This window comes from Streptomyces sp. NBC_01217 (genome assembly GCF_035994185.1).
GTDB lineage: Bacteria > Actinomycetota > Actinomycetes > Streptomycetales > Streptomycetaceae > Streptomyces.
The window spans coordinates 6,714,816-6,738,333 of the sequence record NZ_CP108538.1 but is presented as its reverse complement, the minus strand read 5'-3'; the positions used below and the strand labels follow the sequence as shown (position 1 = coordinate 6,738,333).

19 protein-coding genes are annotated in these 23,518 nt (G+C 70.1%); 2 read left to right on the top strand and 17 right to left on the bottom strand.

Going from position 1 to position 23,518, the window contains the following annotated elements:
• Positions 1-129 precede the first annotated feature (129 nt).
• From OG507_RS30120 to OG507_RS30075, 10 genes are all read right to left on the bottom strand, one after another.
• Complete coding sequence (locus tag OG507_RS30120) at positions 130-1,677, bottom strand: RNA polymerase sigma factor (protein WP_327370269.1); 1,548 nt, start codon at positions 1,675-1,677, stop codon at positions 130-132.
• Between the two features lie 324 nt (positions 1,678-2,001).
• Positions 2,002-2,889, bottom strand: coding sequence for a FadR/GntR family transcriptional regulator (locus tag OG507_RS30115; RefSeq protein ID WP_327370268.1), 888 nt, complete (start codon positions 2,887-2,889; stop codon positions 2,002-2,004).
• Positions 2,890-3,049: 160 nt separating this feature from the next.
• On the bottom strand, positions 3,050-4,798 hold the full coding sequence (locus OG507_RS30110) for an ATP-binding cassette domain-containing protein (RefSeq protein WP_327370267.1): 1,749 nt from the start codon (positions 4,796-4,798) through the stop codon (positions 3,050-3,052).
• 111 nt (positions 4,799-4,909) lie between these two features.
• Positions 4,910-5,674, bottom strand: a complete 765-nt coding sequence (locus OG507_RS30105) for an NUDIX hydrolase (RefSeq protein ID WP_327370266.1) — start codon at positions 5,672-5,674, stop codon at positions 4,910-4,912.
• A 237-nt stretch (positions 5,675-5,911) separates the two neighbouring features.
• Complete coding sequence (locus OG507_RS30100; RefSeq protein WP_327370265.1) at positions 5,912-7,228, bottom strand: DUF4192 domain-containing protein; 1,317 nt, start codon at positions 7,226-7,228, stop codon at positions 5,912-5,914.
• Between the two features lie 567 nt (positions 7,229-7,795).
• Complete coding sequence (locus tag OG507_RS30095) at positions 7,796-9,259, bottom strand: HAD-IA family hydrolase (RefSeq protein ID WP_327370264.1); 1,464 nt, start codon at positions 9,257-9,259, stop codon at positions 7,796-7,798.
• Between the two features lie 55 nt (positions 9,260-9,314).
• Positions 9,315-10,391 (bottom strand): ABC transporter ATP-binding protein, encoded by a 1,077-nt coding sequence (locus tag OG507_RS30090; RefSeq protein WP_327370263.1) that lies wholly within the window; start codon positions 10,389-10,391, stop codon positions 9,315-9,317.
• A 3-nt stretch (positions 10,392-10,394) separates the two neighbouring features.
• Positions 10,395-11,207 (bottom strand): ABC transporter permease, encoded by an 813-nt coding sequence (locus OG507_RS30085; RefSeq protein ID WP_327370262.1) that lies wholly within the window; start codon positions 11,205-11,207, stop codon positions 10,395-10,397.
• Complete coding sequence (locus OG507_RS30080; RefSeq protein ID WP_327370261.1) at positions 11,195-12,091, bottom strand: ABC transporter permease; 897 nt, start codon at positions 12,089-12,091, stop codon at positions 11,195-11,197. Before OG507_RS30080 ends, OG507_RS30085 begins: the two co-directional genes overlap by 13 nt.
• A complete protein-coding gene (locus OG507_RS30075; protein ID WP_327370260.1) occupies positions 12,088-13,245 on the bottom strand; it encodes an ABC transporter substrate-binding protein in 1,158 nt (385 codons plus the stop codon). The genes OG507_RS30080 and OG507_RS30075 overlap by 4 nt, the downstream gene beginning before the upstream one ends.
• A gap of 221 nt (positions 13,246-13,466) precedes the next feature.
• Between OG507_RS30075 and OG507_RS30070 the strand changes: the two genes are divergently transcribed.
• Positions 13,467-14,210, top strand: a complete 744-nt coding sequence (locus OG507_RS30070) for a GntR family transcriptional regulator (protein ID WP_327370259.1) — start codon at positions 13,467-13,469, stop codon at positions 14,208-14,210.
• A gap of 110 nt (positions 14,211-14,320) precedes the next feature.
• On the opposite strand, the gene OG507_RS30065 is transcribed toward OG507_RS30070, so the two are convergent.
• A complete protein-coding gene (locus OG507_RS30065; RefSeq protein ID WP_327370258.1) occupies positions 14,321-16,480 on the bottom strand; it encodes a RecQ family ATP-dependent DNA helicase in 2,160 nt (719 codons plus the stop codon).
• Between the two features lie 451 nt (positions 16,481-16,931).
• On the opposite strand from OG507_RS30065, the gene OG507_RS30060 reads away from it, so the two are divergent.
• Positions 16,932-17,567 carry a hypothetical protein gene (locus OG507_RS30060; RefSeq protein ID WP_327370257.1) on the top strand — a complete coding sequence of 212 codons (636 nt, stop codon included), beginning with the start codon at positions 16,932-16,934 and terminating at the stop codon, positions 17,565-17,567.
• Between the two features lie 66 nt (positions 17,568-17,633).
• Here OG507_RS30060 and OG507_RS30055 read toward each other — a convergent pair whose 3' ends face one another.
• The 6 genes from OG507_RS30055 to OG507_RS30030 form a co-directional block, all read right to left on the bottom strand.
• The gene (locus tag OG507_RS30055; protein ID WP_327370256.1) at positions 17,634-18,254 is read right to left on the bottom strand and encodes a hypothetical protein; all 621 of its coding nucleotides are present in this window, start codon (positions 18,252-18,254) and stop codon (positions 17,634-17,636) included.
• Positions 18,255-18,314: 60 nt separating this feature from the next.
• On the bottom strand, positions 18,315-19,025 hold the full coding sequence (locus tag OG507_RS30050) for a ribonuclease HII (RefSeq protein ID WP_327370255.1): 711 nt from the start codon (positions 19,023-19,025) through the stop codon (positions 18,315-18,317).
• Between the two features lie 195 nt (positions 19,026-19,220).
• Positions 19,221-20,912: a DUF4153 domain-containing protein gene (locus tag OG507_RS30045; protein WP_442811040.1), complete on the bottom strand. Its 1,692-nt coding sequence runs from the start codon at positions 20,910-20,912 to the stop codon at positions 19,221-19,223.
• Positions 20,913-21,129: 217 nt separating this feature from the next.
• The gene (locus OG507_RS30040; protein ID WP_327370254.1) at positions 21,130-22,032 is read right to left on the bottom strand and encodes an ADP-ribosylglycohydrolase family protein; all 903 of its coding nucleotides are present in this window, start codon (positions 22,030-22,032) and stop codon (positions 21,130-21,132) included.
• A gap of 12 nt (positions 22,033-22,044) precedes the next feature.
• Complete coding sequence (locus tag OG507_RS30035; RefSeq protein WP_327370253.1) at positions 22,045-22,704, bottom strand: histidine phosphatase family protein; 660 nt, start codon at positions 22,702-22,704, stop codon at positions 22,045-22,047.
• Positions 22,705-22,814: 110 nt separating this feature from the next.
• A complete protein-coding gene (locus OG507_RS30030) occupies positions 22,815-23,420 on the bottom strand; it encodes a YdbC family protein (RefSeq protein ID WP_327370252.1) in 606 nt (201 codons plus the stop codon).
• Positions 23,421-23,518: the final 98 nt, after the last annotated feature.

Below are 23,518 nucleotides of genomic sequence, written 5' to 3'. Positions count from 1 at the left end.
CACTCCTGACTCTGTGGTGAACCATTCCCACCCAGAGTCATGCCGCTCATCGCCCACCGCACCCTCAGATAGGCCGAGGGCCCGGATCCTCCACGGGATCCGGGCCCTCGGCCTGTGTACTCCTACGACCTAGTCGAGGTAGTCGCGCAGCACCTGCGAGCGCGACGGGTGGCGCAGCTTCGACATGGTCTTCGACTCGATCTGACGGATGCGCTCGCGCGTCACGCCATAGACCTTGCCGATCTCGTCCAGCGTCTTCGGCTGACCGTCGGTGAGACCGAAGCGCATCGAGACCACGCCCGCCTCACGCTCGGAGAGCGTGTCGAGCACGGAGTGCAGCTGCTCCTGGAGGAGCGTGAAGCTGACCGCGTCGGCCGGCACGACTGCCTCGGAGTCCTCGATCAGGTCACCGAACTCGCTGTCCCCGTCCTCACCCAGCGGGGTGTGGAGGGAGATCGGCTCACGACCGTACTTCTGGACCTCGATGACCTTCTCGGGGGTCATGTCGAGTTCCTTGGCCAGCTCCTCCGGCGTGGGCTCGCGGCCCAGGTCCTGAAGCATCTGACGCTGTACTCGGGCGAGCTTGTTGATGACCTCGACCATGTGCACCGGGATACGGATGGTGCGGGCCTGGTCGGCCATGGCGCGGGTGATCGCCTGACGGATCCACCAGGTGGCGTACGTGGAGAACTTGTAGCCCTTGGTGTAGTCGAACTTCTCGACCGCGCGGATCAGACCGAGGTTGCCCTCCTGGATGAGGTCCAGGAAGAGCATGCCGCGGCCGGTGTAGCGCTTGGCCAGCGAGACCACGAGACGGAGGTTGGCCTCCAGCAGGTGGTTCTTGGCGCGGCGGCCGTCCTCGGCGATGATCTCCAGCTCGCGCTTGAGCTTCGGCGCCAGCTTGTCGGAGTTGGCCAGCTTGTCCTCGGCGAACAGACCGGCCTCGATGCGCTTGGCGAGCTCGACCTCCTGCTCGGCGTTGAGGAGGGGAACCTTGCCGATCTGCTTCAGGTAGTCCTTGACCGGGTCGGCGGTGGCGCCGGCGACGGCGACCTGCTGCGCAGGCGCGTCGTCCTCGTCGTCGTCGGAGAGGACGAAGCCCTTGTTCTCGCCCTCGCCCTCCTCTTCCTCGCCCTTGCCGGCCTTTACTTCCTCGGCCGCCTCGTCGCCGTCGAGGAGGTCGTCGTCCTGCTTTCCGGACTTCTTCGTAGCTGTCTTCTTGGCCGCCGTCTTCTTCACGGCGGTCTTCTTGGCAGCCGTCTTCTTGGCTGCCGCCTTCTTCGCAGGGCCGACCGCGGCAGCGTCGTCAGCCACCACGTCCACGGTCTCTGCCGACGGGGCGGCAGTGGCCGCAACGGTCCTGGTCACGGTCGTCTTGGCCGCGACAGTCTTGGTGGCGGTGCGCTTGACCGGGCTCTTTGCTGCGACGCTCTTGCGGGCACGCTTTGACGGCTCCGCGGCACTGACCATCAGCGTCACACCCTCTTCCTCGAGGATCTGGTTGAGGCTGCGCAGAACATTCTTCCACTGGGTTGGCGGAATCTGGTCAGCCTCGAAGGCCCGACGCACGTCATCGCCGGCGATCTGCCCATCAGCCTTTCCCCGCTCGATGAGCGCCATCACAGACTCGGACTCGGCGATCTCCGGCGGGAGCGTACGGGATGTGCTGGCCGACACGAACAACCTCTCGGAACGATGGAAACGGCTTCCGGCCCGGCCCTGGAGAGGGCTGGTGCCGACGACCGTCGGGCTGGGAATGTACCGACGGCGCGGGTATCGCCTCAGAACTGCACAGCGCACTTAATGGCTGCTGTATTCCTTCCGCGACGGTCACCTCTTAAGTCATCGCACTGTTTCGAGGAGTGTTACGCCCAATCCGCGTGGCCCGAGTCACACCTCAATTGCGACGAACGTAACCATGGGTGCCATCCCACCACAATTGTGCCGCCGGACCACTGGGGCCCGGCGACACATGGTTCGTACACCCTGGCCGTGCCGCGCTCAGTGCTCGCGGGGCGCGGGCACCACTCGCTCCACCTCGTGGTGGACGACGAGCAGTTGGCGCATGGCGGCTTCGGCGCCCGCCGAGTCACCGGATGCGAGCGCGTCGACGATCCGGGCATGGTGGCCGAGGGATGTCTCGCTGGGACGGTCGCAGCCAGTGACGGGACCGCCCGAGACCTGCAGGGCCGCGGAGACGATGCCGGAGAGGTGCTCGAGCATGCGATTGCCCGCCGCCTGGATGAGCAGGGAGTGGAATTCCGCGTCGGCCCGGGAACAGGTGATCCCGTCGCCCTGCCCGAGCGCGTGCCCCATGATCTCGACCATGTCGCCGAGGCGCTGCTGAATGTCCTCGCGGCCGTGGCCCGCGGCGAGGCGGGCAGCGAGCGGCTCGATCGTCCACCGGAGCTCCCCCAGCTCACGGCGCTGATCCTCACGCTGAGGACCGAAAGCCCGCCATTCGATGATGTCGGGGTCCAGCAGATTCCAGTCACTGACGGGACGAACCCGGGTGCCCACATTGGGCCGGGCGCTGACCAGGCCTTTGGCCTCAAGGACGCGCAGCGATTCGCGTACGACGGTACGGGAGACCTCGAAGCGCTGACCGATCTCTTCCGGCACGAGGGGGCGGTCGGCGCCCAGATCGCCGGAGACGATCATCTGACCCAGCTGCTGAACGAGTTGGCCGTGGAGGCCGCGGCCCCGGCTGGCTGAGCCCCGTCGGCTCGCGCGGCCGAGCTCGGCATCGGGGCCGTCCCAGGAACGAAGAGCGGCACGCTCGCCGGCCGGCGCCTCCGCGTACGGGTAGCGGTCGAGTTCACCCGGGCCGGCGTGGCCGGAATCGGCGGAGCGGGCGGCGGTCATCATGGTGTGCGCAAGGGTACTCACGCATCCTTTGTCGGCGCAGCCCAGCCGCCCCTTGAGGTCTTTGGTGAAAAGCACACGAAAGGGTGATCGGCACCCACCCCCCAATTGACGCGTTATTGGTTGAAATCGGGCATGCCGAAGGAAGTTGCGCGGCTCGGGGCGATCCGTCACCGCCCTCTGATCACCAACGGACTCTGCCGCGAACGCCGGTGAACAGATACGCGCAGATCAGGACCGACAACGACAATGACAACGCGGCCCCCACGGGGTGCGCCACCACATGCACGACAGCTGCCACCCATCGGTCCACCTCCTGCGGCCAGCGCGGCCACACCAGCCCGCGCAGCCCGGCAGGAAGCCCTGTCGCCGGACGGGAGGCCGGGCCGGTCGGCAAGCTCCGGACGAGTGGAACGACGAGCACGGGAATGGCCAGTACCGCGGCAACACCGGCCGCAGTCACCCTGAAGACCCCGGCAGCCAGGAGGCCCGCCCAGGCGCAGCCCACGGTCAGCCCTGCCCAACTCGCGCCCAGGTGCACCGAATTCGATGGAACCTTGATCAAATCATTGCCGTACACCAGATGAACGGCCTCGGCCGAGGCCAGCACGACGACCAGAGCGAGCACCAGGCCGACGCACGCCGACACCACCAGCTTGGCGAGAAGCAGACCCAGGCGGCGGGGGACGTTGCCTCGGCCCGCCGCCAGCGCGGGATAGCGGAACTCGTCGCCGAACGAGAGCGCACCGATCACTCCGGCTCCGACCGCCGCGGGCGGCAACGGCAGCACCGACGGCCAGGCCGTCAGCACCTCGGTCAGCCGAGCGTGACCGGAGCGGGCAAGGAGGACGGAGAGCCCGACCGAGACGACCAGAACAGCAGCCATGATCAAGGTTGTTGTTCTGACACCGAGGAGGCGGCGCAGTTCGTATCGCAGCGGGTGGAGCGGGCCACGGGATGGGCGACGTCGGATCGGCGGCAGCAGTTCCGAGCCGGACGCCCGCGCCCGCGAGGCCGGACGCGGTTCGGCTTCCGCTTCACACACAGCAGGGCCGGTGTCGCCGGTGTCGCCGACCTCGTCGGCGAGTTGGTGCACTGGGAGCCTGTGCCGGAATGCCGCGTCGCCGATCTCCGCACAGGTGGAGCCGTACACGGAGAGACGGCCGCTCGCTTCGGTGACCACCTCGACCGAGCGTCTGGCCGCTCGGGCCTCGCGGCTGACGACGGCTGCGAGGCGGGCCGCGTGCGGGGTGCGGACGGCGACCCGGGGGCGTAGGCGGGTCCGGGAGAAGTCGCCGGAGCTCTGGTCGGCGACGAGGCGTCCGCCGTCGATGGTGACGACATGGTCGGCCGTCCGCGCGGCCTCCTTGGGATCGGTCGTGGTGTACAGAACGGTCCCGCCCTTGGCGGCATGGGCCTGCAGCAGCTCGTGCAACCAGGCCGCCTCGCGCGCGGAAAGACCTTCTGCGGGGTCGTCGAGGATGAGCGTGTGCGGGTCGCCCAGCAGCGCCGAAGCGAGGGCGAGCAGGCGGTCCATGCCGAGCGAGAGCGTGCCGATGCGCTGGTCCCGGAGTCCGGCAAGGCCGACGGCTTCGAGCAGCTCGTCGGCCCGGGACGCCGGTACGCCGGCGGCCGCGCACAGCATGCGGAGCTGCCCTCGGACGGTACGGGCGGGATGGCCCGGCACCTCCCCAAGGAGCACGCCCACCTCACGCGCGGGGTGCGGAATGCGGTGCAGCGGTCTGCCCCGGAAGTGGGTGACCCCCCGCCCCGGGTCGAGTTCGAGCATCAGGCGGAGGGCCATGGTCTTGCCCGACCCGGAGGCACCCAGAAGTACGGTGACGCCACCGGGCCGGGCTTCGAAGGTGAGATCGTCCACGGCGGCCGGAAGGCCACGGCGGCGGGCACTGGTGAGTCCGATGGCCTGGAGCATCGCTTCTCTCGCGGAAGGTGAGACCGCTCGGCGGCAGGGCGGGTACCGCAGCAAGATAACGCGACATGTCCGACTTTTTGCGCAGCGCCGACCTTGCGGGCGTTCCGCAGGTCAGACTTCCGGCCTCAGCATCGGCGGGTTGAGAACCGTGGCCGCACCGGCCCGGAAGAGCTGGGCGGGGCGGCCTCCCTGTCGAGTGGTCGTTCCCCCGGCAGGCACCAGGAAGCCGGGGGTGCCTGTCACCTTGCGGTGAAAGTTCCGCGGGTCGAGAACCACGCCCCACACCGCCTCGTACACCCTCCGAAGCTCACCGACCGTGAACGCGGGCGGGCAGAAGGCCGTGGCCAGCGAGGAGTACTCGATCTTGGAACGTGCCCGCTCGACGCCATCGGCCAGGATCCGCGCATGATCGAAGGCCAGCGGGGCCTGGTTTTCGCCCTCATGGCCGAATCCGGCCTCCGGTCCGAGCAGATCCCCCACAGGCGCCCAACGCGCGCTGTTCGCATCGCCGCCCGCCCGCGGGGCCGGAAGATCGGGGGCCAAGGCGAGGTGAGCGACGCTGACGACCCTCATCCGCGGGTCACGCCCCGGGTCGCCGTAGGTGGCGAGCTGTTCGAGATGGGCGCCGTTGCCGACCGCCGGGGCTGCCGGATCCTGGGCACACAGGCCGGTCTCCTCGACGAGCTCGCGCGCTGCTGCGGCTCCGAGATCCTCATCGGCTCTGACGAACCCGCCGGGCAGCGCCCATCGCCCCTGGAACGGCGGCTCACCGCGGCGTACCACCAGCGCGCAGAACGCATGACGGCGCACCGTGAGCACGACCAGGTCGACGGTGACAGCGAACGGCGGGAAGGTCGACGGGTCGTAGGGCGGCATGCGGTGATCATAGTCGTCTGCCTGACGATAAACACTCCCTTCGCCGTGCTCTTCGTCCGTCGTTACGCCGGACTCCTTGTGCGGCCCGGGCTGCCGCTCCCCAGGTCTGTCCCGGGCGGTCGGCCACCGATGCCCTGGAGATCACCAGGCCGCGCACCATGACTCCGACGCCGGCCCCCGCCAGAAAGGGAGGGCGCTGCTGAATTCGGAGCGACGAGGTAGCGACGAGGTGTGGAGTCATCGGCCGCTCCTGGACCCGCGCCGGCTGGGGAAGGCCTGCCCGGAGCGTCGCCGGGCAGCGGCCGTTGCGGGGCGGGCGGAGCCGGATGGCGCCTTCCTTCGCCGAGGGCCGGTAGGGCGCCGAGCAACGGCCGGGCGTGCCCTCCGGGGCCGCGTGTCCGGGTCCGTACGGTGGTCGTGCGGGCCCGTCCTGGCACTGCGCTCACCCCGCAGACAGCGGCGCAGGGTCTCCGGATCAAGGCCTTGGTTGCACGCCTCGTGAAGGAGTTGAGCGAAGGTGTACCCGGGATCCACCCGCAGGGCGAGACCGAGCGCGACCCGTGCAGCCGGTTCGTCGCCCGTCGACCACGAGACCCACCCGGCCAGCGTCAACGGCGCCGCGGCATGCTCCTCGTACGGCGCGACGCAGCGACGGGAGAGCGCCCGCCAGAGCCGCAACGCGGATTCGGCTTCGGGGCCCTCCATCCATTCCGCGGCCTTGTCACGGGTTTCCCTGTCCTGCAGGCCGAGGATGACCGCGGCGGCCTCGTCATGGCTGATCAGCCGGTCGTCACTGAGGTCCGACGCGGAGGGCGCCGTCACCGGCGCCTCCCTGAGGCGTTTCATGAGCCTTCGGGCAAGCTCCAAGGTCTCACGGGCCACGTACTTGCGCCCCGTCTCGTCGAGGATCTTCGGCACCAGCTCGGCCCCGGCCGAGTCGAGTGCCCGTTGCTGCTCTGCAGCCACCGTGGTGTTCAGGGGTGCGAGCCTGGCCTCCATCTCCCGCAGCGTTCCCCGTACTTGAATGCCCGCGTATGCGGCGGCGGCCGCCATCACCGAAGTGCCGGGCAGCGCCAGCTGGTTCCCCTCGGCCGGGCAGCAACGCTCGTCCGGGCAGCAGTAGGACCAGTACCGGCCGTCGGAGATGCAGAGCGCTTCGAGCACGGGCACGTCGAGCGCGCCGCAGGCCGTACGCAGCCGCTGGGCAAGGGGACGCAGCCGCTCCATGACCTGGCCGCCGCTCTCGCCCTCGGCGGGATCCTGGCAGAGGAAGATGACGATCGCGTCAGGACGCTCCCCACGTCGCTCGCTCCCCTTGATCAAACACTCGGCAAGCTGCTGGGCGACGGGTGGCCATTCCTGGGGTGCCTGTGGGATGCCGAGCCTGAGCCTCCCGCCGAAGCGGCCCCGGCCGCCGTGCAGGGCGACCATGACCACACTGTCGTTCGGGTGGAACCCCATGAGATACGGGAGGGCATCGGCGAGTTCGGCAGGCCCCCGCAGGGTGATCTGCTGCTCGTCGACCGGACCGGTGGATTCGTGGTGCTGGTTCATTGCACGACCGTCCCGCAGGCGGCGAAAATCCGCGACCCCTGTGGATAACGTTATCCACAGGGGTCGCAGGGCCGTTCGCGGTTTGTCGTAGCCATCGGGTTGCATGAGGTCATGACCGACGACGACTCGTGCAGAGTTCGGGGCTTCGGCCGGTATCGGGTGCCGCTGATGGTCACCCTGTCCGGCTTGCCGAAGTGCGGCATCGGTCGGCCGTGCTGCAACTCACCGTATTCGACCATGAGTTGGCGACCGGGCCGGTGGTCGCCGACGGGCAGCCTGGCGCGCCGCCCGGTCGCCCCCGGGTCTCCCGGAAGTCAGTCGAACTGTGCTGCGTCAGGACCGTTTCACCGAGCACCTGCGTTTCACCAAGCACCTGCGTTTCGCCAAGCACCTGACTGCGCAGGCCGACGACGTACGCCTCGTCACTGTCGTCGCTGTTCCCCAGGATCGGGTATGGCGCCACCTGCCGCTGGCAGTCAGGCGCCCGGTTCCGTAGGCACAGTCCCGGGAGTGCCGGGCCGGAGCATCGGCTCTCTGAGCGGACGGGTGGACGGTGGACGCCGCGGGTCACTCCACCCGGCCCAGGGTGAAGGTCGTGAGCACCGCCGCGTGGTCCGACGGCCAGTCGTTGCCGGCGACGTCGGGCCAGGCACGCGGAGTGCCGGTGACGACGGTGCGGGAGTCTAGGACTCCCAGGCCCCGGCCGTTGTGGAGGACGTAGTCGATGCGGTCCTGCGGCTCGGGGCGGCCGCTGCCGTCCTCGTGTTCGGCGTGGATGGGGGACCAGGTGTGGCCGGGGTCGGCGATCGGGTCCGGGTGGGCCTCGCGGTAGGAGTCGCGCAGGCCGGCCTCCTCGGCGGCTCTCGTCACCGGCCAGGCGACGTCCGGCCGGTCCAGGTGGGAGGGCGCGTTGAAGTCCCCGACGAGCACCACGGGCGTCGTGGCGTCGGACGCCTCGGCGATTCGCCGCAGCGCGTCCCGCATCTGCGCGAGCCGCACCTCCTCGTGAGCGATCAGCTCGGCCGCCGGGAGTCCTTCGAAGGCGGCCTCGTAGGGCCCGTACGGCGTGTAGTGGAGGTGGGCGGTCCACACGTCCAGCTCGTACGCTCCGTCGATGCGGATGCGGACGCCCGCCGCTCCGTAGAAGCCGACGTCGGGGTCGCCGAGGCGAGTGATGACCGGGTGGCGGCTGATGATGCCGAGGTTTTCGCCCGCCCGGTGGTGGTACCAGCCGAGCGCCTCGGCGAGTTCCTGGGCCGCGGTGCCGCCGGTCTCCTGCAGTCCCACGACATCGGCCTCGGCGTCCAGGATGACCTTGAGCTGTTTGGACCGGTGGTCCTCGACCATCGTCCCGCCGTGCCAGAGGTTCCAGCTCAGCACGCGCAGCCGAGGGGCGACCAGGGCGCGCAGCTGCTCGGGAGTGACCCCTTCCAGGCTGGCCAGCACCGTCCGTCCCGCCGCCGTCTCGATCGGCGCCAGTGACGGGACCGCGAGCACCGCGCACCCGGCCGCCTCGGCGGAGTCGACGCCGGTCCGGGTGTCCTCGACCGCCACGCAGCGGGTGGGGTCGGCGCCGAGGGCGCTGCAGGCGGCCAGGTAGGGGTCGGGGGCGGGCTTGGTGCGCTCGGTGTCGTCGGCGGTGACGGACACGGCGAACCGGTCGGCGCCCAGGGAGGCGAGGACGATGTCCGCGACGGCCCGGGAGGAGGCGGTGACCAGCGCGGTGGGGGTCCCCTCTGCGGCGAGGGCGTCGAGGAGGGCGAGTGCACCCGGGCGGGCAACGATGCCGGTACGGACGCGGTCGGTGAACTCCCGGTGCAGTGCGGCGGCGACGTCCGCGAACGGCCTACCCGTGGCCGCGCCCAGCCACGCGGCGGTGTGCTCGACCGGCCGGCCGAGCACCTCCGGCTGGTCCGCCTCGGTCAGGGAGCGCCCGGCGACCTGTTCCACCGCCTCCCACCACAGCCGCTCGGTGTCGACGAGTGTGCCGTCCATGTCGAACAGCACGGCCTGGAGTGGGGGTCGGGTCACGGTGCGCTCTTTCACGTGGGGTGGGTTCTGTCTCGTGCGTGAGGGGTTTGGGCTGTCAACGCGTGCGTTCGGCCACCAGCACCGGACGCTGCGGCAGTGACACGCTCACTGCGGCCCCGGAGCCGAGTGCGGCGGCCTCGTGCGTCGGCAGGTCGGCCTTCACCTCCGTGCCGTCGGCGAGCCGTACCGTGATCCGGGTGGCCGCGCCGAGGAACGCGGTGGCGACCACGCGCGCGTCCCCGTCGCCGTCGGCGCCTACCTCCACGGCCTCGGGCCGCACCAGGACGTCCACTTCGGTCGCCGTCGGCGCCTGCCCGTCCACCGGCAGGCGCTGCCCCAGCACCTCGACGGTCCCGTCGGCCAGCCGTCCCGGAATCCGGCTCATCGTGCCCACGAACTCGGCGACGAAGGCGGTGGCGGGACGTCCGTACAACTCGGCCGGGGCGGCGCACTGTTCGAGCCGGCCGGCGTGCATCACGGCGACCCGGTCCGCCGTGGACAGGGCCTCCTCCTGGTCGTGGGTCACGAACAGCGTGGTGATGCCGAGCTCCTGCTGAAGCCGCCGGATCTCCTCGCGGAGCGTCAGCCGTACCTTGGCGTCGAGCGCGGACAGCGGTTCGTCGAGCAGCAGGACGCGCGGGCGCAGCGCGAGGGCGCGGGCCAGGGCGACACGCTGCTGCTGGCCGCCCGAGAGCTGGTGCGGAAACCTCCCGCCCTTGTCGGCAAGGCCGACGAGCTCCAGCAACTCGCCGGCGCGCGCCCGCCGTTCGGCCGTGCGCACTTTGCGCATGCGCAGCCCGAAGGCCACGTTGTCGAGCGCGTCGAGGTGCGGGAAGAGGCTGTACGACTGGAAGACCATCCCGGCGTCGCGGCGATGGACGGGGATACGGCTGACGTCCTCGCCGTCGACCAGCACGGCACCGGCATCCGGCTGTTCGAACCCGGCGAGCATGCGCAGCGCGGTGGTCTTGCCGCAGCCGGACGGACCGAGCAGAGCCAGCAGCTCGCCCGGCCGCACGGTCAGGTCGAATCCGTCGAGAGCGAGCGTCGGCCCGAACTCCCGGCGCACGCCCTGGAATTCGACGGTGGCCGCCTTCTCGCCGGCCTTCTTCTCAAGCGTGGTGACGGTCATGGTTCATCCCCGGGAAGTGGTACGGGAACGCCCGCCGACACCGGCGAGCGCGAGGAGCAGTGCCCAGGTGACGAGCAGGCTGAGCACGGAGACGGCAACGGAGAGCTGGGCCTGCGAGCCGCTGACGTTCACGATCCACACGGCGAAGGGCTGGAAGCCGAGCAGCTGGGCGACGGTGAACTCGCCGAGGACCAGGGCGAGGGTGAGGAAGGAGGCGTTGAGCAGTGCGCCGCGCAGGTTGGGAAGGACGGCCTGCACGAGTGCCTGCGGCCAGCCTGCCCCGCAGCTGCGGGCAGCCTCGACGAGGGTGCGTACGTCGACGGCGCGCAGGCCCGCGTCCAGGGCGCGGTACACGAACGGCAGCGCCATCACGACGTACGCCAGGACGAGGATCACGGGAAAGTCCGGGTTCTGGATCGCCACGAACGTCTGGAACAGCGGTGTGCGCGAGAGGTGTTCGGGCCCCCACTTCAGGACGGTGCCGATGCCGGCGACGAACGCGATCGGCGGCACGACCAGCGGCAAAGAACACACCACTTCGACGACCGGCCGCAGCCGGGGCGCGCCGAGCCGCAGCGCGACCATGGCGGGCACCATCAGCAGCAGGACGACGGCGATCGTCGCCAGGGCCAGCTCCAGCGAGAGGAGCAGACTGGCGCCGAAGCCGTTCGTGGAGAAGATCCGGCTGTAGGCGTCGAAGGTGAGGCCCTGCCCGGGCACGTCGACCGTGAAGACCACGGACGCGGCCAGCGGCACCAGGAAGTACAGTCCGGCGAGGCCGAACACGCCCCACCGCCACGGGTTCAGGCGAGCCATCGCGCGCTCCGTCGTTGCAGGGGCAGGTACACGGCCATGACCAGGCCCGCCACCAGGACCATGTCGAGGCTGAGGGCGAGCGCCACGTTCTCCTGGCCGACCAGCACATTGCCGGAGATCGCATCGGCTATCTGCAGGGTGACCAGCGGGATGGAGCTGCCGACCATGGCGGCGGCGGTGGCGTACGCGGCGAAGGCGCTGCCGAAGAGCAGCACCAGACCGCCGAGGAGTGAGGGCGCGAGGACGGGCAGGGCGACGTGCCGCCAGTACTGCACCGGAGTCGCGCCGTTGTTCTGCGCTGCCTCGCGCCACTGGGTGCGCAGGCCCTCCAGTGCGGGGGTGATGGTGAGGACCATCAGCGGGATCAGGAAGTACAGGTAGACGATCACCAGTCCCCAGAAGCTGTAGAGGTCCCAGCCCTTGTCGGTCAGGCCCAGGTGCCGGGTCAGCACACCGGCGTTGCCGAGTGTGGCGACGAAGGCGAAGGCCAGCGGGACACCGCCGAAGTTGGCCAGGACCCCGGACGCGGTGAGCACGGCCTCGCGCAACGCGCGGAAGCGGGAGGTGACGACGGCCTGGGCGAGGGGCAGTCCGAGGAGGGCCGCGAGGGCGGCGGAGACCGCGGACAGCTTGACGCTGCCGATCAGCGCCGTCAGGTACGCACCCTGCAACGACAGGGTCAGGTTGGCCGTGCTGTAGGAACTGGTCCCCGTGGCCTGGTTCTTGACGGTGAAGGCGCCGTCCAGGATGGCCCAGGCGGGCAGCCCGAAGGCGAGCGCGGTGAAGGCGAGCAGCGGGACGACGGCGAGCGGGCCGAGCGGGCGGCGCCGCCGCTTCACAGGAGCGGCGGTCGCCGTGTCGACCCGGGTGAGGGTGTCCGTCATTCGGAGACGGCCTTCGCCCAGCCCTCTCCGAGGACCGTCTTGGCCTTGCTCTGCTGGGCCTCGGTCGGGAAGGTGGGCGTGCCGGAGACCTTGGGCAGCTTGGCCGCGGCCGTCTTGTCGAGGGTGCCGGCCTTCTCCATGGAGGTCATCAGGGCCGGGCGGGCGTAACCCTTGAGCCACAGGTTCTGGCCCTCGGTGCTGTAGAGGTACTCCTGCCACAGGCGGGCAGCCGCCGGGTGCGGGGCGTCCTTGTTGACGGCCTGGGAGTAGTACTGGGAGAACTGGCCGTCACTGGGCACCGACACCTTCCAGTCCACGCCCTTGGACTCGAACTCGTCGGCGTAGCCGGCGTTCAGGTAGTCCCAGTCGATGCTGATCGGCGTCTCGCCCTTCTCCACGGTGGCCGGAGTCGACTCGACGGGCGTGTAGTTGCCGTTCTTCTTCAGCTTCGCGAAGAAGTCGAGGCCGGGCTGGATGTCGTCGAAGGAGCCGCCGGACGCGAGCCCGGCCGCGTACACCCCGCCGAAGGCCGAACCGGACTTGGTGGGGTTGCCGTTGAGCGCAACCTGGCCCTTGTACTGCGGCTTGAGCAGGTCCGCGAAGGTCGTCGGGCACGTCTTCACGCGCTTCGCGTCGCAGCCGATGGAGATGTAGCCGCCGTAGTCGTTGTACCAGCGCCCCTGCGCGTCCTTCTGCCCTTCCGGGATGTCGCCGAACGCGGTCACCTTGTACGGCGCGAGCAGCCCCTGCTGGGCGGCGCTGAGCGCGAAGGAGCTGCCGAGGTCGAGGACGTCCGGCGCGCGGTTCTGGCCCTTGCGGGAGGTGACGGCGTTGATCTCGTCCTGGCTGGAGCCGTCCGGGTTCTCGACCTCGATCTTGATGCCGTACTTCTTCTCGAAGCCGTCGATGAGAGCGCCGTAGTTGGCCCAGTCGCGGGGCAGCGCGATGGCGTGCAGCGTGCCCTCCTTCTTCGCGGCGGTGACCAGTTTCTCCATGCCGCCGAAGTCGGCGGCGGAGGTGGCGGTGGCGGCGCTCTTGCCGTCGGCGGTGGTCGACGCGTTGTCGGGGGCGGCGCCGCAGGCGCTCAGGGCGAGCACGGCGACGACGGCAAGGGAACCGCTGAGCACGGCTGCTCGCGGAAGGGACACGGTCACGACTGCTCCAGGGGAGACGGGAGGGATGCAGAACAGACATAGATTGCACATAACTTGTCTGAACAAGTTGGCCCCAGTAGGCCCGCCTCAGATGTCGTTCTCGTGAACTCCGGCAAAATGATGCCTCTAGATTTCCCGAGGAATCGCACCCGGAACGCAGCACCGCCGGATCTCGATTAGGCTGCTCACGCTGTGCACAGCGACAGACTCAGAGGGGAAGCATGCCGGCGCGACACGAACAGATCGCCGATGAGCTGCGGCGGGCGATCGACCGCGACGAGTACACAGTCGGCAACCGATTGCCTTCGGAGACGGAGCTCGCCGCCCACTACGGCGTCTCGCGCGGCACCATCCGTCAGGCCGTCGCGGCCCTCACCGCCGAGGGACTCATCGGCTCCCGACAGGGCGCCCGCCGCGTGGTGCTGGCCAGCCGCCGCAGCCAGAGCTTCGCCGAACTGCACAGCTTCGCCCAGTGGGCGCGTGCGATGGGGCGGGAGGCGACCGGACGCGTCATCGCCCAGGAGTATCGCCCAGCGACCCAACAGGATGCGGCACGCCTCCAACTACAGGCGAGTACGCATGTGTTGCACGTTCTGCGACTGCGCGGCCTGGACGGCGAGCCGGTATTGATCGAGCGGACCGTGTACGCCGACTGGATCTCCCCCGCCGTGGCGACGATAGAGCCCGACTGCCCCTCCGTCACCCAGCGGCTCTACGACGACACGGGCCTGGTCTTCGCCTACGGCGAGCATGTCATCGACGCGGTGGCGGCCGGAGCCCAGGACGCCGAACTGCTCGCCATCCGCCGTACGAGCCCACTCCTGCGCATCCGTCGGCTCACCACGACACGCGAAGGGCGGCCGGTGGAGTGGTCGGACGACCGCTACCGCCCGGACGCAGTGAGCTTCAGCGTGCACAACTCGACCGGGAACAACGCGCTGGCCCGCGAAACAGCCGATCAATAACGGAGCGCCTGTGGATCCCGCGGCCAGGAAGGCGATGCAGAGTCCGGCGTGCCACGGCTGCAAGCTCGGCAAGTCGCAGCACAGATCGCCTGGTGGCCGGCGGGAGTCACCTACCCGGCCAGGGCAAGGACGAACGGGAGCACTTGGTCGGCCCCGCTCTGGCGCAGCAAGCGCGCGCCTACGGCCAGGGTCCAGCCGGAGTCGGAGTAGTCGTCGACGAGCAGGACCGGGCCCGGAGTGGCGGCCAGGGCTGCGGCGAGCTCGTCGGGCACAGTGAACGAGGCGGCCAGGGCGCGCAGCCGCTGGGCGGAGTTACTGCGGTACGCGGCATGCTCGTCGGCCTGCGGGGTGTAGGCGAGGCTGCCCAGCAGCGGGAGCCTGCCGACACGGGCCAGGCCCCCGGCCAGTGAGGCCACCAGCTGCGGGCGGGTCCGGGACGGCATGGAGACAATCCCCACCGGCCGCGCCACCGCGTCGGGAGAGGCACCGGCCCAGCCACCCGGCGAGCGTGCCCAATCGGCCACCACCGTCACGACGGCAGCCAGCACGTCGTCCGAAACCGGCCCGTCCGCCGCCTGCGCCGACAGGATCGGCCGCAGGCGGTTGCCCCAGCCGATGTCCGACAGCCTTCCCAGCGCACGCCCGGTGACCGCCAGCTGGCCCGCAGGGATGCGGCCCTTGAGGTCCATTCCGACCGCGGCGAGTCCGGTCGGCCACATCTTGCGCGGCTCGACCTCGACTCCCGGGCGGTCCAGCTCGCCTGTCGCTGCCGCGAGGGCTCCGGGAGAGACGGCGGGATCGAGCCACGGTCCGGCGCAAGAGTCGCAGCGACCACACGGGACCGCCTTCTCGTCGTCCAGTTGCTGCTGCAAGAACTCCATCCGGCACCCCGCGGTCGCCACATACTCCCGCATGGCCTGCTGCTCCGCCTCGCGCTGCCGGGCCACCCACACGTAGCGCTGCGCGTCGTACGCCCACGGCTGCCCTGTCGCGGTCCAGCCCCCCTTCACGCGCTTGACCGCCCCGTCCACGTCCAGGACCTTCAGCATCGTCTCCAGACGCGAACGCCGAAGATCCACCAACGGCTCCAGCGCCGGCAGCGACAGCGGGCGACCCGCCTGCTCCAGAACCTCCAGCGTGCGCCGCACCTGTTCCTCGGGAGGGAAGCCCACCGAAGCGAAGTACGCCCAGATCGCCTCGTCCTCCCGCCCCGGCAGCAGCAGCACGTCCGCGTGGTCCACACCACGCCCCGCGCGCCCCACCTGCTGGTAATAGGCGATCGGGGACGACGGCGAACCCAGGTGCACCACGAACCCCAGGTCCGGCTTGTCGAAGCCCATGCCCAGCGCCGAGGTCGCCACCAGCGCCTTCACCCGGTTCGCCAGCAGATCCTCCTCCGCCTGCAACCGATCGGCGTTCTCCGTCTTCCCCGTGTAGGAAGCCACCGGATACCCGCGCTGCCGCAGGAACGCCGCGACCTCCTCCGCCGCCGCCACCGTCAGCGTGTAGATGATCCCCGAACCAGGCAGATCCCCCAGCCGCTCACCCAGCCACGCCAGCCGATGCGCCGCGTCCGGCAACTCCAGCACCCCCAGCCGCAAGCTCTCCCGGTCCAGCGGCCCCCGCAGAACCAAAGCGTCCCCGCCCCCCGTGCCCAACTGCTCGGCCACATCCGCGGTCACCCGCGCGTTCGCGGTCGCCGTCGTGGCCAGCACCGGCACGCCCGCCGGCAGCTCCGCCAGCATCGTGCGCAGCCGGCGGTAATCAGGCCGGAAGTCGTGCCCCCAGTCGGAGATGCAGTGCGCTTCGTCGACCACCAGCAGACCGGTCGTGGCGGCGAGCTTGGGCAGCACCTGATCGCGAAAATCAACAGAATTAAGACGTTCCGGACTTACGAGGAGAACGTCGGTCTCACCGCGCTCCACCTCCCCGTAGATCGTTTCCCACTCCTCCGGGTTGGCCGAGTTGATGGTGCGCGCCTGGATACCGGCCCGCGCCGCCGACTCGACCTGGTTGCGCATCAGCGCCAGCAGCGGCGAGATGATCACCGTCGGTCCGGAGCCACGCCGACGCAGCAGAGCGGTGGCCACGAAGTACACCGCCGACTTGCCCCACCCGGTCCGCTGCACCACCAGCGCACGCCGCCGCTCCTCGACCAGAGCCGCCACCGCCTGCCACTGGTCCTCGCGCAGCCGCGCCGAACCCCCGAAGTCGCCGACAAGCTCAGCAAGGATGGCATCGGCTTCAGTGCGGAGCTCCAGGTTGTCCATGCCCCCATGCAACCCGATGACAAGGACAATCGGCCACTTCACCCCGCGTGACAACCGACTCACAAACGGTCCGCAGGTCACGCGCCATCGAGGATGCAGGAGGCGGATCCTGGTCCCGTACTGCTCGTGGACGATCTCCCGGACACCGGCCGGACCCCGGCCGTGGCGGTACGGCTGTCGCGCCGGGCCGGGGCGGAAGGGGTGTTTCCGCTGGTCCTCGCCGTTCAGGCGTGACCTGAGGCGTCATTCGGGCACGGCGTGGGCAGGGATATCAGAGTCATTCCGGCTGATTCCCGTCAGCTGCGCCAATTGCTCGTTGCCGCCTGCCGATACGCCAGGAAGAATTGGACTCGCTCCCCGCACGGTCCTTTCGCGGCCCGGAAGGGCTGTGCCGCGGTGCGCCCCCACCCGACCCTGCCCGCACCGTGGGCGCGTATGCGAAGGGAGGATCGTGACCTTCGGATTCGCTCCGTCCGCAGCCACTTCGATATCGGCGGCCTCATCCGCCGATTCCGCCAACCGCCTTGCCAGGATGCTCGAACCGGCCGAGTGGGCCGAAGCGGGCATACCGTTGCTGCGCAGCCCCCGCGAGGTCGTCAGCGGTCTGCACGCCCGGCACCGGCCGACCCCGGCGACGGCTGTCATCGCCGTGCTCGACCACGAGGAACGCCTCACGGCCAGCGCCTCGTTCGCCCGCCGCGCCATAGCAGCGGACGGCTGGGAGTTCCGCAACGCGCTGCTGGCGCATTTGCGCCGGGTCATCCCGCACGACCTTCGACGCCGCACTCCTGTCCGTACCGCGGTGCTGCTCTACTGCCGCGAGGGCGACGAGCGTTGGACGGAGGAGGACGGAGCGTGGATGTGGGGCCTGCGGGACGCCTGCACCTTGCACGGCCTCCGGTGCGGCGCGTACATCACGCTGACCCGCGGCGGCTGGCAGGTGCTGGGCGAGGGCCGGGGCGGGCGCCGGCCCAGCTCCGTCTCGCAGCCGTCCGATCTCGCCGACACGGCGCTCGACCATGATCCGGTGCCGCTGCGCACCGGCGGCGGTGCGGCTCAGGCGCTGCGCCGCACCGCGGCACGCTGACCCGTGACACGGGCCCGGCCGCCCTCTCGGGCAGCCGGGTCACCACGGTCCGGTGTGCTCTGCGACTCAGACGCCGGCGCCGAGCACCGCGTTGATCCGCTGCGGGTCCCCGCACACGATCAGCAGGGCGCCGGCGCGTTCCCGGGCGTCGGACAGCGCACCGGCAACGGCGTCGTCGCCGTCACCGTTGACAGCGACGATCACCACGGGCCGGGACTTCATCCGGTCCATGGCCGCAGCACCGGCGAAGAAGACGTCGTCACCGGCTTCGTGCTGCGCCCAGTAGGCGGTCTCACCGAAGGAGAGTTCGTGCGCGGCCCACGGGTGCTGCTCACCGGTGGTGAGCACCAGGATGTCGCCCGGTGCGCGTCCGGAGTCGAGCAGCAGGTCCACCGCTTCGTCGGCGGCGTCGAGTGCGCCGGCGGCCGAGGCGGGGATCAGCTGGATCTGCGGTGCGGAACGATTCTCCGGCCGGGCCGCCTGCGGCTGGCCGGAGGTGGAGTGCGGGCGCTGCGCCGGGGGCGCGGGCCTCGCGGGGCCGGGTCCCGGACGACCGGGGCGCGGCATGGCCGCTGAACGCGGACCGGGTACGGGACGGGGGGTCGACGCGGTGCGGCCTGTGGCCGGGGTGACGCGGGGACCCTGGGCGCTCTCGTGAATCTGAGGCTCCTCGGGGATGAGAGGCATGAGTGGTTGTCTATCAAACGCCGACACGCGAGGCATCAGCGGGTGGGTGCATGTGCGCGATCAGAAGTCGAAGCCGAGTTGGCCCCCGCTTTCCAGTGCAGCCGCCTCGGCGGAGAAGCGGACCTTCTTGAGGTGCTGCCACCTGGGCAGCGCGTCGAGGTAGGACCACGAGAGGCGGTGGTGGGGTGTGGGTCCCCACTCCTCCAGCGCGGCCCTGTGCACGGGCGACGGGTAGCCGGCGTTGGCGCCGAAGGCGAAGGCGGCGTACTCGCCGCAGTCCCCGCCCAGTTCGGCCATCATCGTGTCCCGTCGCACCTTCGCGATCACCGAGGCAGCCGCGACCGCGATACAGGACTGATCGCCCTTGATCACGGTGCGGACCTGCCAGGGCTGTCCCAGGTAGTCGTGTTTGCCGTCGAGTATCACCGCGTCGGGCCGCACGGGCAGGGCTTCGAGGGCACGCACAGCGGCGAGACGGAGCGCGGCCGTCATCCCCAGGTCGTCGATCTCCTGAGGAGAGGCATCGCCCAGACCGAACGCGGTGACCCAGCGCTCCAGCAGCGGGGCCAGCTCCGCGCGGCGCTTGGGGCTGATCAGTTTGGAGTCGGTGAGTCCGGCGGGAGGTCTGCGAAGGCCGGTGACGGCCGCACACACAGTGACCGGTCCCGCCCACGCTCCGCGTCCGACCTCGTCGACACCGGCGACGGTCTTGGCACCAGTGGTAGCGCGAAGCGAGCGCTCGACGGTGTGCGTGGGTGGTTCGTACGGCATGGCGCCTGTCAGCGTACGCCGATGGGGACGCCGACAACACCCCGGGGCACCCACTGACGAAGACGGTGCCCACAGAGGGCCGTTCCTGCGCCAGGAACGCGCTTGCGGATTCGTGAAGCACGGAAGGGAGCACGCAGCAGGTGCGGACCGCCCCGCGGGTGGCAGTACGGCCCGCGCCTGTGCGGCTCAGCCCAGTCAGTACGGGTCGTAGGGGTCATACGTTTCGTCGCGGTCGCTGTCTCCGCCCCCATTGCCTGTGCGCGAGGCACGGCATGCCTGCGCCAGATCGTTCGAGCTCCGCTTGCTCAGAATGTCCCGGGCCCGCGCCTCTCCCCAGCTGGTGGCGTACCAGGGGTCGTCGGAGTCCCGCAGCGATCGTTCGATGTCCATGAGGGCGCAGGAGCGCAGTGGCTCGGGCAGCGTGTCCAGGGCCGGTACGGCGTCGGCCGAAAGGCCCCGGAGGTAGGCGATGTCGATCGAGTGGTCGTTGCGGTACCGCTGGACGTTCTGCTCCGCGACCAACGCGTCCGGCGAGATCAGTCCGAACGCGAGCACGGCGACGGCGGCGCTCGCGGCGACGGCACGCGGCAGCAGGCGGGCGCCGAACGCTCCGGCCGCCATGATCAGGACGAGCACCACGCCGAGCCAGAGCTCGACCGCGGCCACGGATATCCGCAGTCGGGTCAGGCCGTACGCGTCGACGTACAGGTCCATGCGCCTGAGTGCGGACGCCACGACGATGAGGGTGAGCAGGCACAGCGCGCCGAGCACGCTCCGTACGAGAGTGCGGTCGCTCGACCGTCCGCGAGGCGCCCAGCGCAGGGCGAGGGCGATCACCAGCAGCGTGAGGAGTGTGGCCCAGAGAAGCTGCCAGAAACCCTGCCGGGCGTATTGCGAGTAGCTGAGATCGGTCTCGGCCATCACCTTGTCGTATCCGCCGAGCAGCACCGTGAGCTGGATGGCGATGAAGGCGGCGAACAGCAGATTCAGCACGATGAGCGGCAGCGCCCATTCCAGCCGTCCGCGGGCCCTGCCCGGACGGACTGCGATGCCGTCCCAGCGCACGGGGGCGGCCGCGGTGTACGCGGCGGCGAGCGCTCCGACCAGGCCGACGACGAAGAGGAACACGCGCCAGGGACTGTCGCCCAGGGACACATCGGGGATCAGGTTGCCGAGCACATCGGCGAAGGCGGCATCGGCGCTCGCGAACAGCGCCCCGAACACGATGAGCAGGACAGCCGCCACCGCGGTGGTGCGGAACGCGGTACCCAGCCGGCCCCTGGAGCCCGCCATGCGCTCGCGCACGCCTCGCCCGCCCCAGGCCAGCCCTTCGGCGATGGAGCTGAACAGGCCCAATGAGCCGAGGAACACCCCGAGCCAGCCGCGGCTGCCGTGCAAGGCGAGCGAGCCCAGTGCGACGGCCGACACGACGGCGAGGAAGGTGGGCCATCCGGCATCCCTCAGGGCCGGGACGACGAGGAGCGCCAGGCCACCGACCGCCCAGACAGCCGTCCACGGTCGGAGACGGCGACCGGCCGCCTGTGCGGCGAAGTAGGCCGCGAGCACCGCGGGCGCCGCGACGATCAGCAGATTCAGGCCGAGGCCGTCACCCAGCAGCAGGGCGCTCAGTAGCGCGGTGGCGAGGACGCAGTAGAGCGTCGCGCTCCGAATGGTGGCGGGCTTGGCAGGGCGCAGCCGCGAGAGGGCGGGGGCCTGGGCCTGCGCCTGGGGGCTGCCTTGCTGCCAGGGGTTGGGCGCGTGCTGCTGCGTGCCTTGTTGCGCGTACGTCGGCACTTTGGGCGGCTCGGGGGCATCCTCCGGCCGGGGCGCTTCTGACGTGTGATCGGACAATGGGACCCCTCCCCCACCGGGGTCTGCACGCACCACCGCTGGGCGGCGCAGGGGACCCCGGAGTCTCTTTTCGGTGCACGCCCGTCAGGATGATCACCGAGGGCGGCGTGGCCGAAAGAGTAGCTGCCCCCTACCGCCTCCGACCGCGTGGGAAAGGGCTGTGGCAGTACCGTGACAGTCGAAGGGCCCGGCCGGCGCGCGCTTCATGAGTTGCGCGCGCCGCTTCGTGGGCGGCGCTGTCCTCGCCTTCGCCCTAGCGCGGGAGCCAGCCCGGCAGCTTCTCCGTCTGCCCCGACCAGTCGGCAGGCGGTGTGCCCGACTTGGCCCCTGCGACGATCCCGCCGACGATCGCACAGGTCGTGTCGACATCGCCGCCGGCCTGAGCCGTCACCCAGAAGGCCTGCTCGAAATCGCCGAGGCTCCGTGCCGCCGACCAGAGGGCGAACGGAACGGTGTCATGTGCACTGGTACGCCGGCCGTTGCCGAGGACCGCGGCGACCGTCCCGGCATCGTCGTAGTCGAGCATGTCGCGTGCCCGGCGCAGTCCGGCACCGACCGCGCTGCGCGGTACGAGCGCGATCACGCCGTCGAGAAGCTCTGCCGGGGTGGGCGGCCCCGTGGTGGCCGCCGCGAGCGAGGCGGCGGCCGCGACCGCCATCGCGCCCACGACCGCCTCGCGGTGCTGGTGCGTGGTGTACGAGGAGATCTCGGCCTGGTGTGTGGCCTGCTCCGGGTCGTCCGCATACCAGGCGCCGAGCGGCGCGATGCGCATCGCCGAACCGTTGCCCCAGGAGCCCTGGCCCTTGAACAGTGCCGACGCCAGCTCGCGCCAGTCGCCGCCTTCCCGCACCAGCCGGAGCAGCCGGTTCACGGCAGGACCGTAACCGCGGTCGAAATCATGATGCTCGGCGAAGGAGCGGGCGAGTGCGTCCTGGTCGATGCGCTCGTGCCCCACCAGCACGACCAGCACGGAAGCGGCCATCTCGGTATCGTCCGTCCACTGCCAGGGGCCGGGTGGCAGCGCGCGCTGCTTCAGCAGCGGATAGTTGGCCGGCACAAAGAACTGTGAGCCCAGTGCGTCACCGACGGACAGCCCTCGCAGGCTGGCCAGGGCGCGTTCGAAACGTTGGTCGGAAGCGGAGTCAGCGGTTGTCATCGCCCCTCCACTCTATCCGGTGATGCCGTACGGCTCAGGGGTACGCCAGCGCTCGAACGGCCGGTCAAGGGTGTAGCGCCCGTCCTCGCCGAGTATCAGCGTCCTGGTCTCCCCGTTGCCCGGATTGGACAGCGATTCGAACTCGGCCACCGACCAGTGGAACCAGCGCATGCAGAACAACCGCATGGTCAGTCCGTGCGTGACCAGCAGAACGTTCGGCGGGTGGTCGGGGTCCTCGAAGCTCCGGTACAGACTCTCCAGAAAGGCTCCGACCCTGTCGTACACATCGGCCCCGGACTCCCCCTGCGCGAAGCGGTAGAAGAAGTGACCGTACGCATCCCGGTAGGCCTTCTGCAGCCTCACATCGTCCCGGTCCTGCCAGTTCCCCCAGTCCTGCTCCCGCAGCCGCGGCTCCTCCCTCACCCTCACCCGGTCGAGGTCCAGCCCGAGGGCCCGGAATGTCTCGTGGGTGCGGCGGTAGGGCGAGACGTACACGCTGACCCGCTCGCCGTCGAACACTTCGCGCAGCCGCGCACCGGTGTCCCTGGCCTGCCGCAGCCCTGTCGTGGTGAGCCTCAGCGCGTGGTCCGGTTCGCGCTCGTACACCGTGTCATCGGCGTTGCCCTCGGACTCCCCGTGCCGGACGAGGACAATGCGTTGCGGTCGTGCCATGTACCGACCCTAGATCGGCTATGTCTCATTCGAGCAGCTGTCCGGACTCCATCCGACGGATGTCGCCGGTGCAGCGGCCCGGGCGAGCGTCTTTCCTTCGTCGCGGCCGGTCACACCGTCCAGGACGGTTCGAGCTGCACGACGTCGCCCGTCACAGCCGCCACATCGTCCTCGGTCTGTGCCCGCTGTGTGAGCCGCTCGATGCTCCCCGCCCGGTACTTGCCGCGCTCGGCGCTCGACTGCCACATGGACAACACGAGGAACTCATGCCCCGGCGCCTCCCCGAACACCCCGCGCAGCATGCCGGGCGACCCGGCCATCGCCGGATTCCAGACCCTCTCCTGCATCAACGCGAAATGCTCGACCCGGTCCTCGTGCACCTTGCTGTGCGCCACCCTGACGACGTCCGCGTCGGTGAAGCGCGGCTCGAAGCCGGTCTTCACATCGAAGCGGTACTCGAACAGCTTGACCTGGATGCTGCTGTACGTTCCGGACTGTGCGGCAGCCAACTGGTCATGGGCGCGCGCCATGAACGAGTCGTAGAAGACACGGTTCTCCCAGAAGGCGAAGACGTGCGCCACTTCCGGACGCCCTCGGCTCCACCCTCCGCCCTGTCCCCTGAACCCCGGCTCACCCAGCAGCCCCGCCCACTTTCGCTGTCCCCGTTCAAAACCTCGACGGTCCACCACGGTGCAACGAATCCACTTGACCAGCACCGCGCCATCGTACGGCGCCGAACGTGGCGCGGGTCACGCTCTGGTGGAGTGCGCCCGAATTCACGGCCGGGAAGCACGAAAGCACCGAACCGACAGTG

Coding starts and splice junctions, on each gene's coding strand:
- OG507_RS30110 (WP_327370267.1), bottom strand. CDS start 4,798: ATGCTCCAGGCCATCGGACTCACCAGTGCCCGCCGCCGTGGCCTTCCG.
- OG507_RS30105 (WP_327370266.1), bottom strand. CDS start 5,674: ATGCCGCCCTACGACCCGTCGACCTTCCCGCCGTTCGCTGTCACCGTC.
- OG507_RS30100 (WP_327370265.1), bottom strand. CDS start 7,228: ATGAACCAGCACCACGAATCCACCGGTCCGGTCGACGAGCAGCAGATC.
- OG507_RS30090 (WP_327370263.1), bottom strand. CDS start 10,391: ATGACCGTCACCACGCTTGAGAAGAAGGCCGGCGAGAAGGCGGCCACC.
- OG507_RS30085 (WP_327370262.1), bottom strand. CDS start 11,207: ATGGCTCGCCTGAACCCGTGGCGGTGGGGCGTGTTCGGCCTCGCCGGA.
- OG507_RS30080 (WP_327370261.1), bottom strand. CDS start 12,091: ATGACGGACACCCTCACCCGGGTCGACACGGCGACCGCCGCTCCTGTG.
- OG507_RS30070 (WP_327370259.1), top strand. CDS start 13,467: ATGCCGGCGCGACACGAACAGATCGCCGATGAGCTGCGGCGGGCGATC.
- OG507_RS30065 (WP_327370258.1), bottom strand. CDS start 16,480: ATGGACAACCTGGAGCTCCGCACTGAAGCCGATGCCATCCTTGCTGAG.
- OG507_RS30055 (WP_327370256.1), bottom strand. CDS start 18,254: ATGCCTCTCATCCCCGAGGAGCCTCAGATTCACGAGAGCGCCCAGGGT.
- OG507_RS30050 (WP_327370255.1), bottom strand. CDS start 19,025: ATGCCGTACGAACCACCCACGCACACCGTCGAGCGCTCGCTTCGCGCT.
- OG507_RS30040 (WP_327370254.1), bottom strand. CDS start 22,032: ATGACAACCGCTGACTCCGCTTCCGACCAACGTTTCGAACGCGCCCTG.
- OG507_RS30035 (WP_327370253.1), bottom strand. CDS start 22,704: ATGGCACGACCGCAACGCATTGTCCTCGTCCGGCACGGGGAGTCCGAG.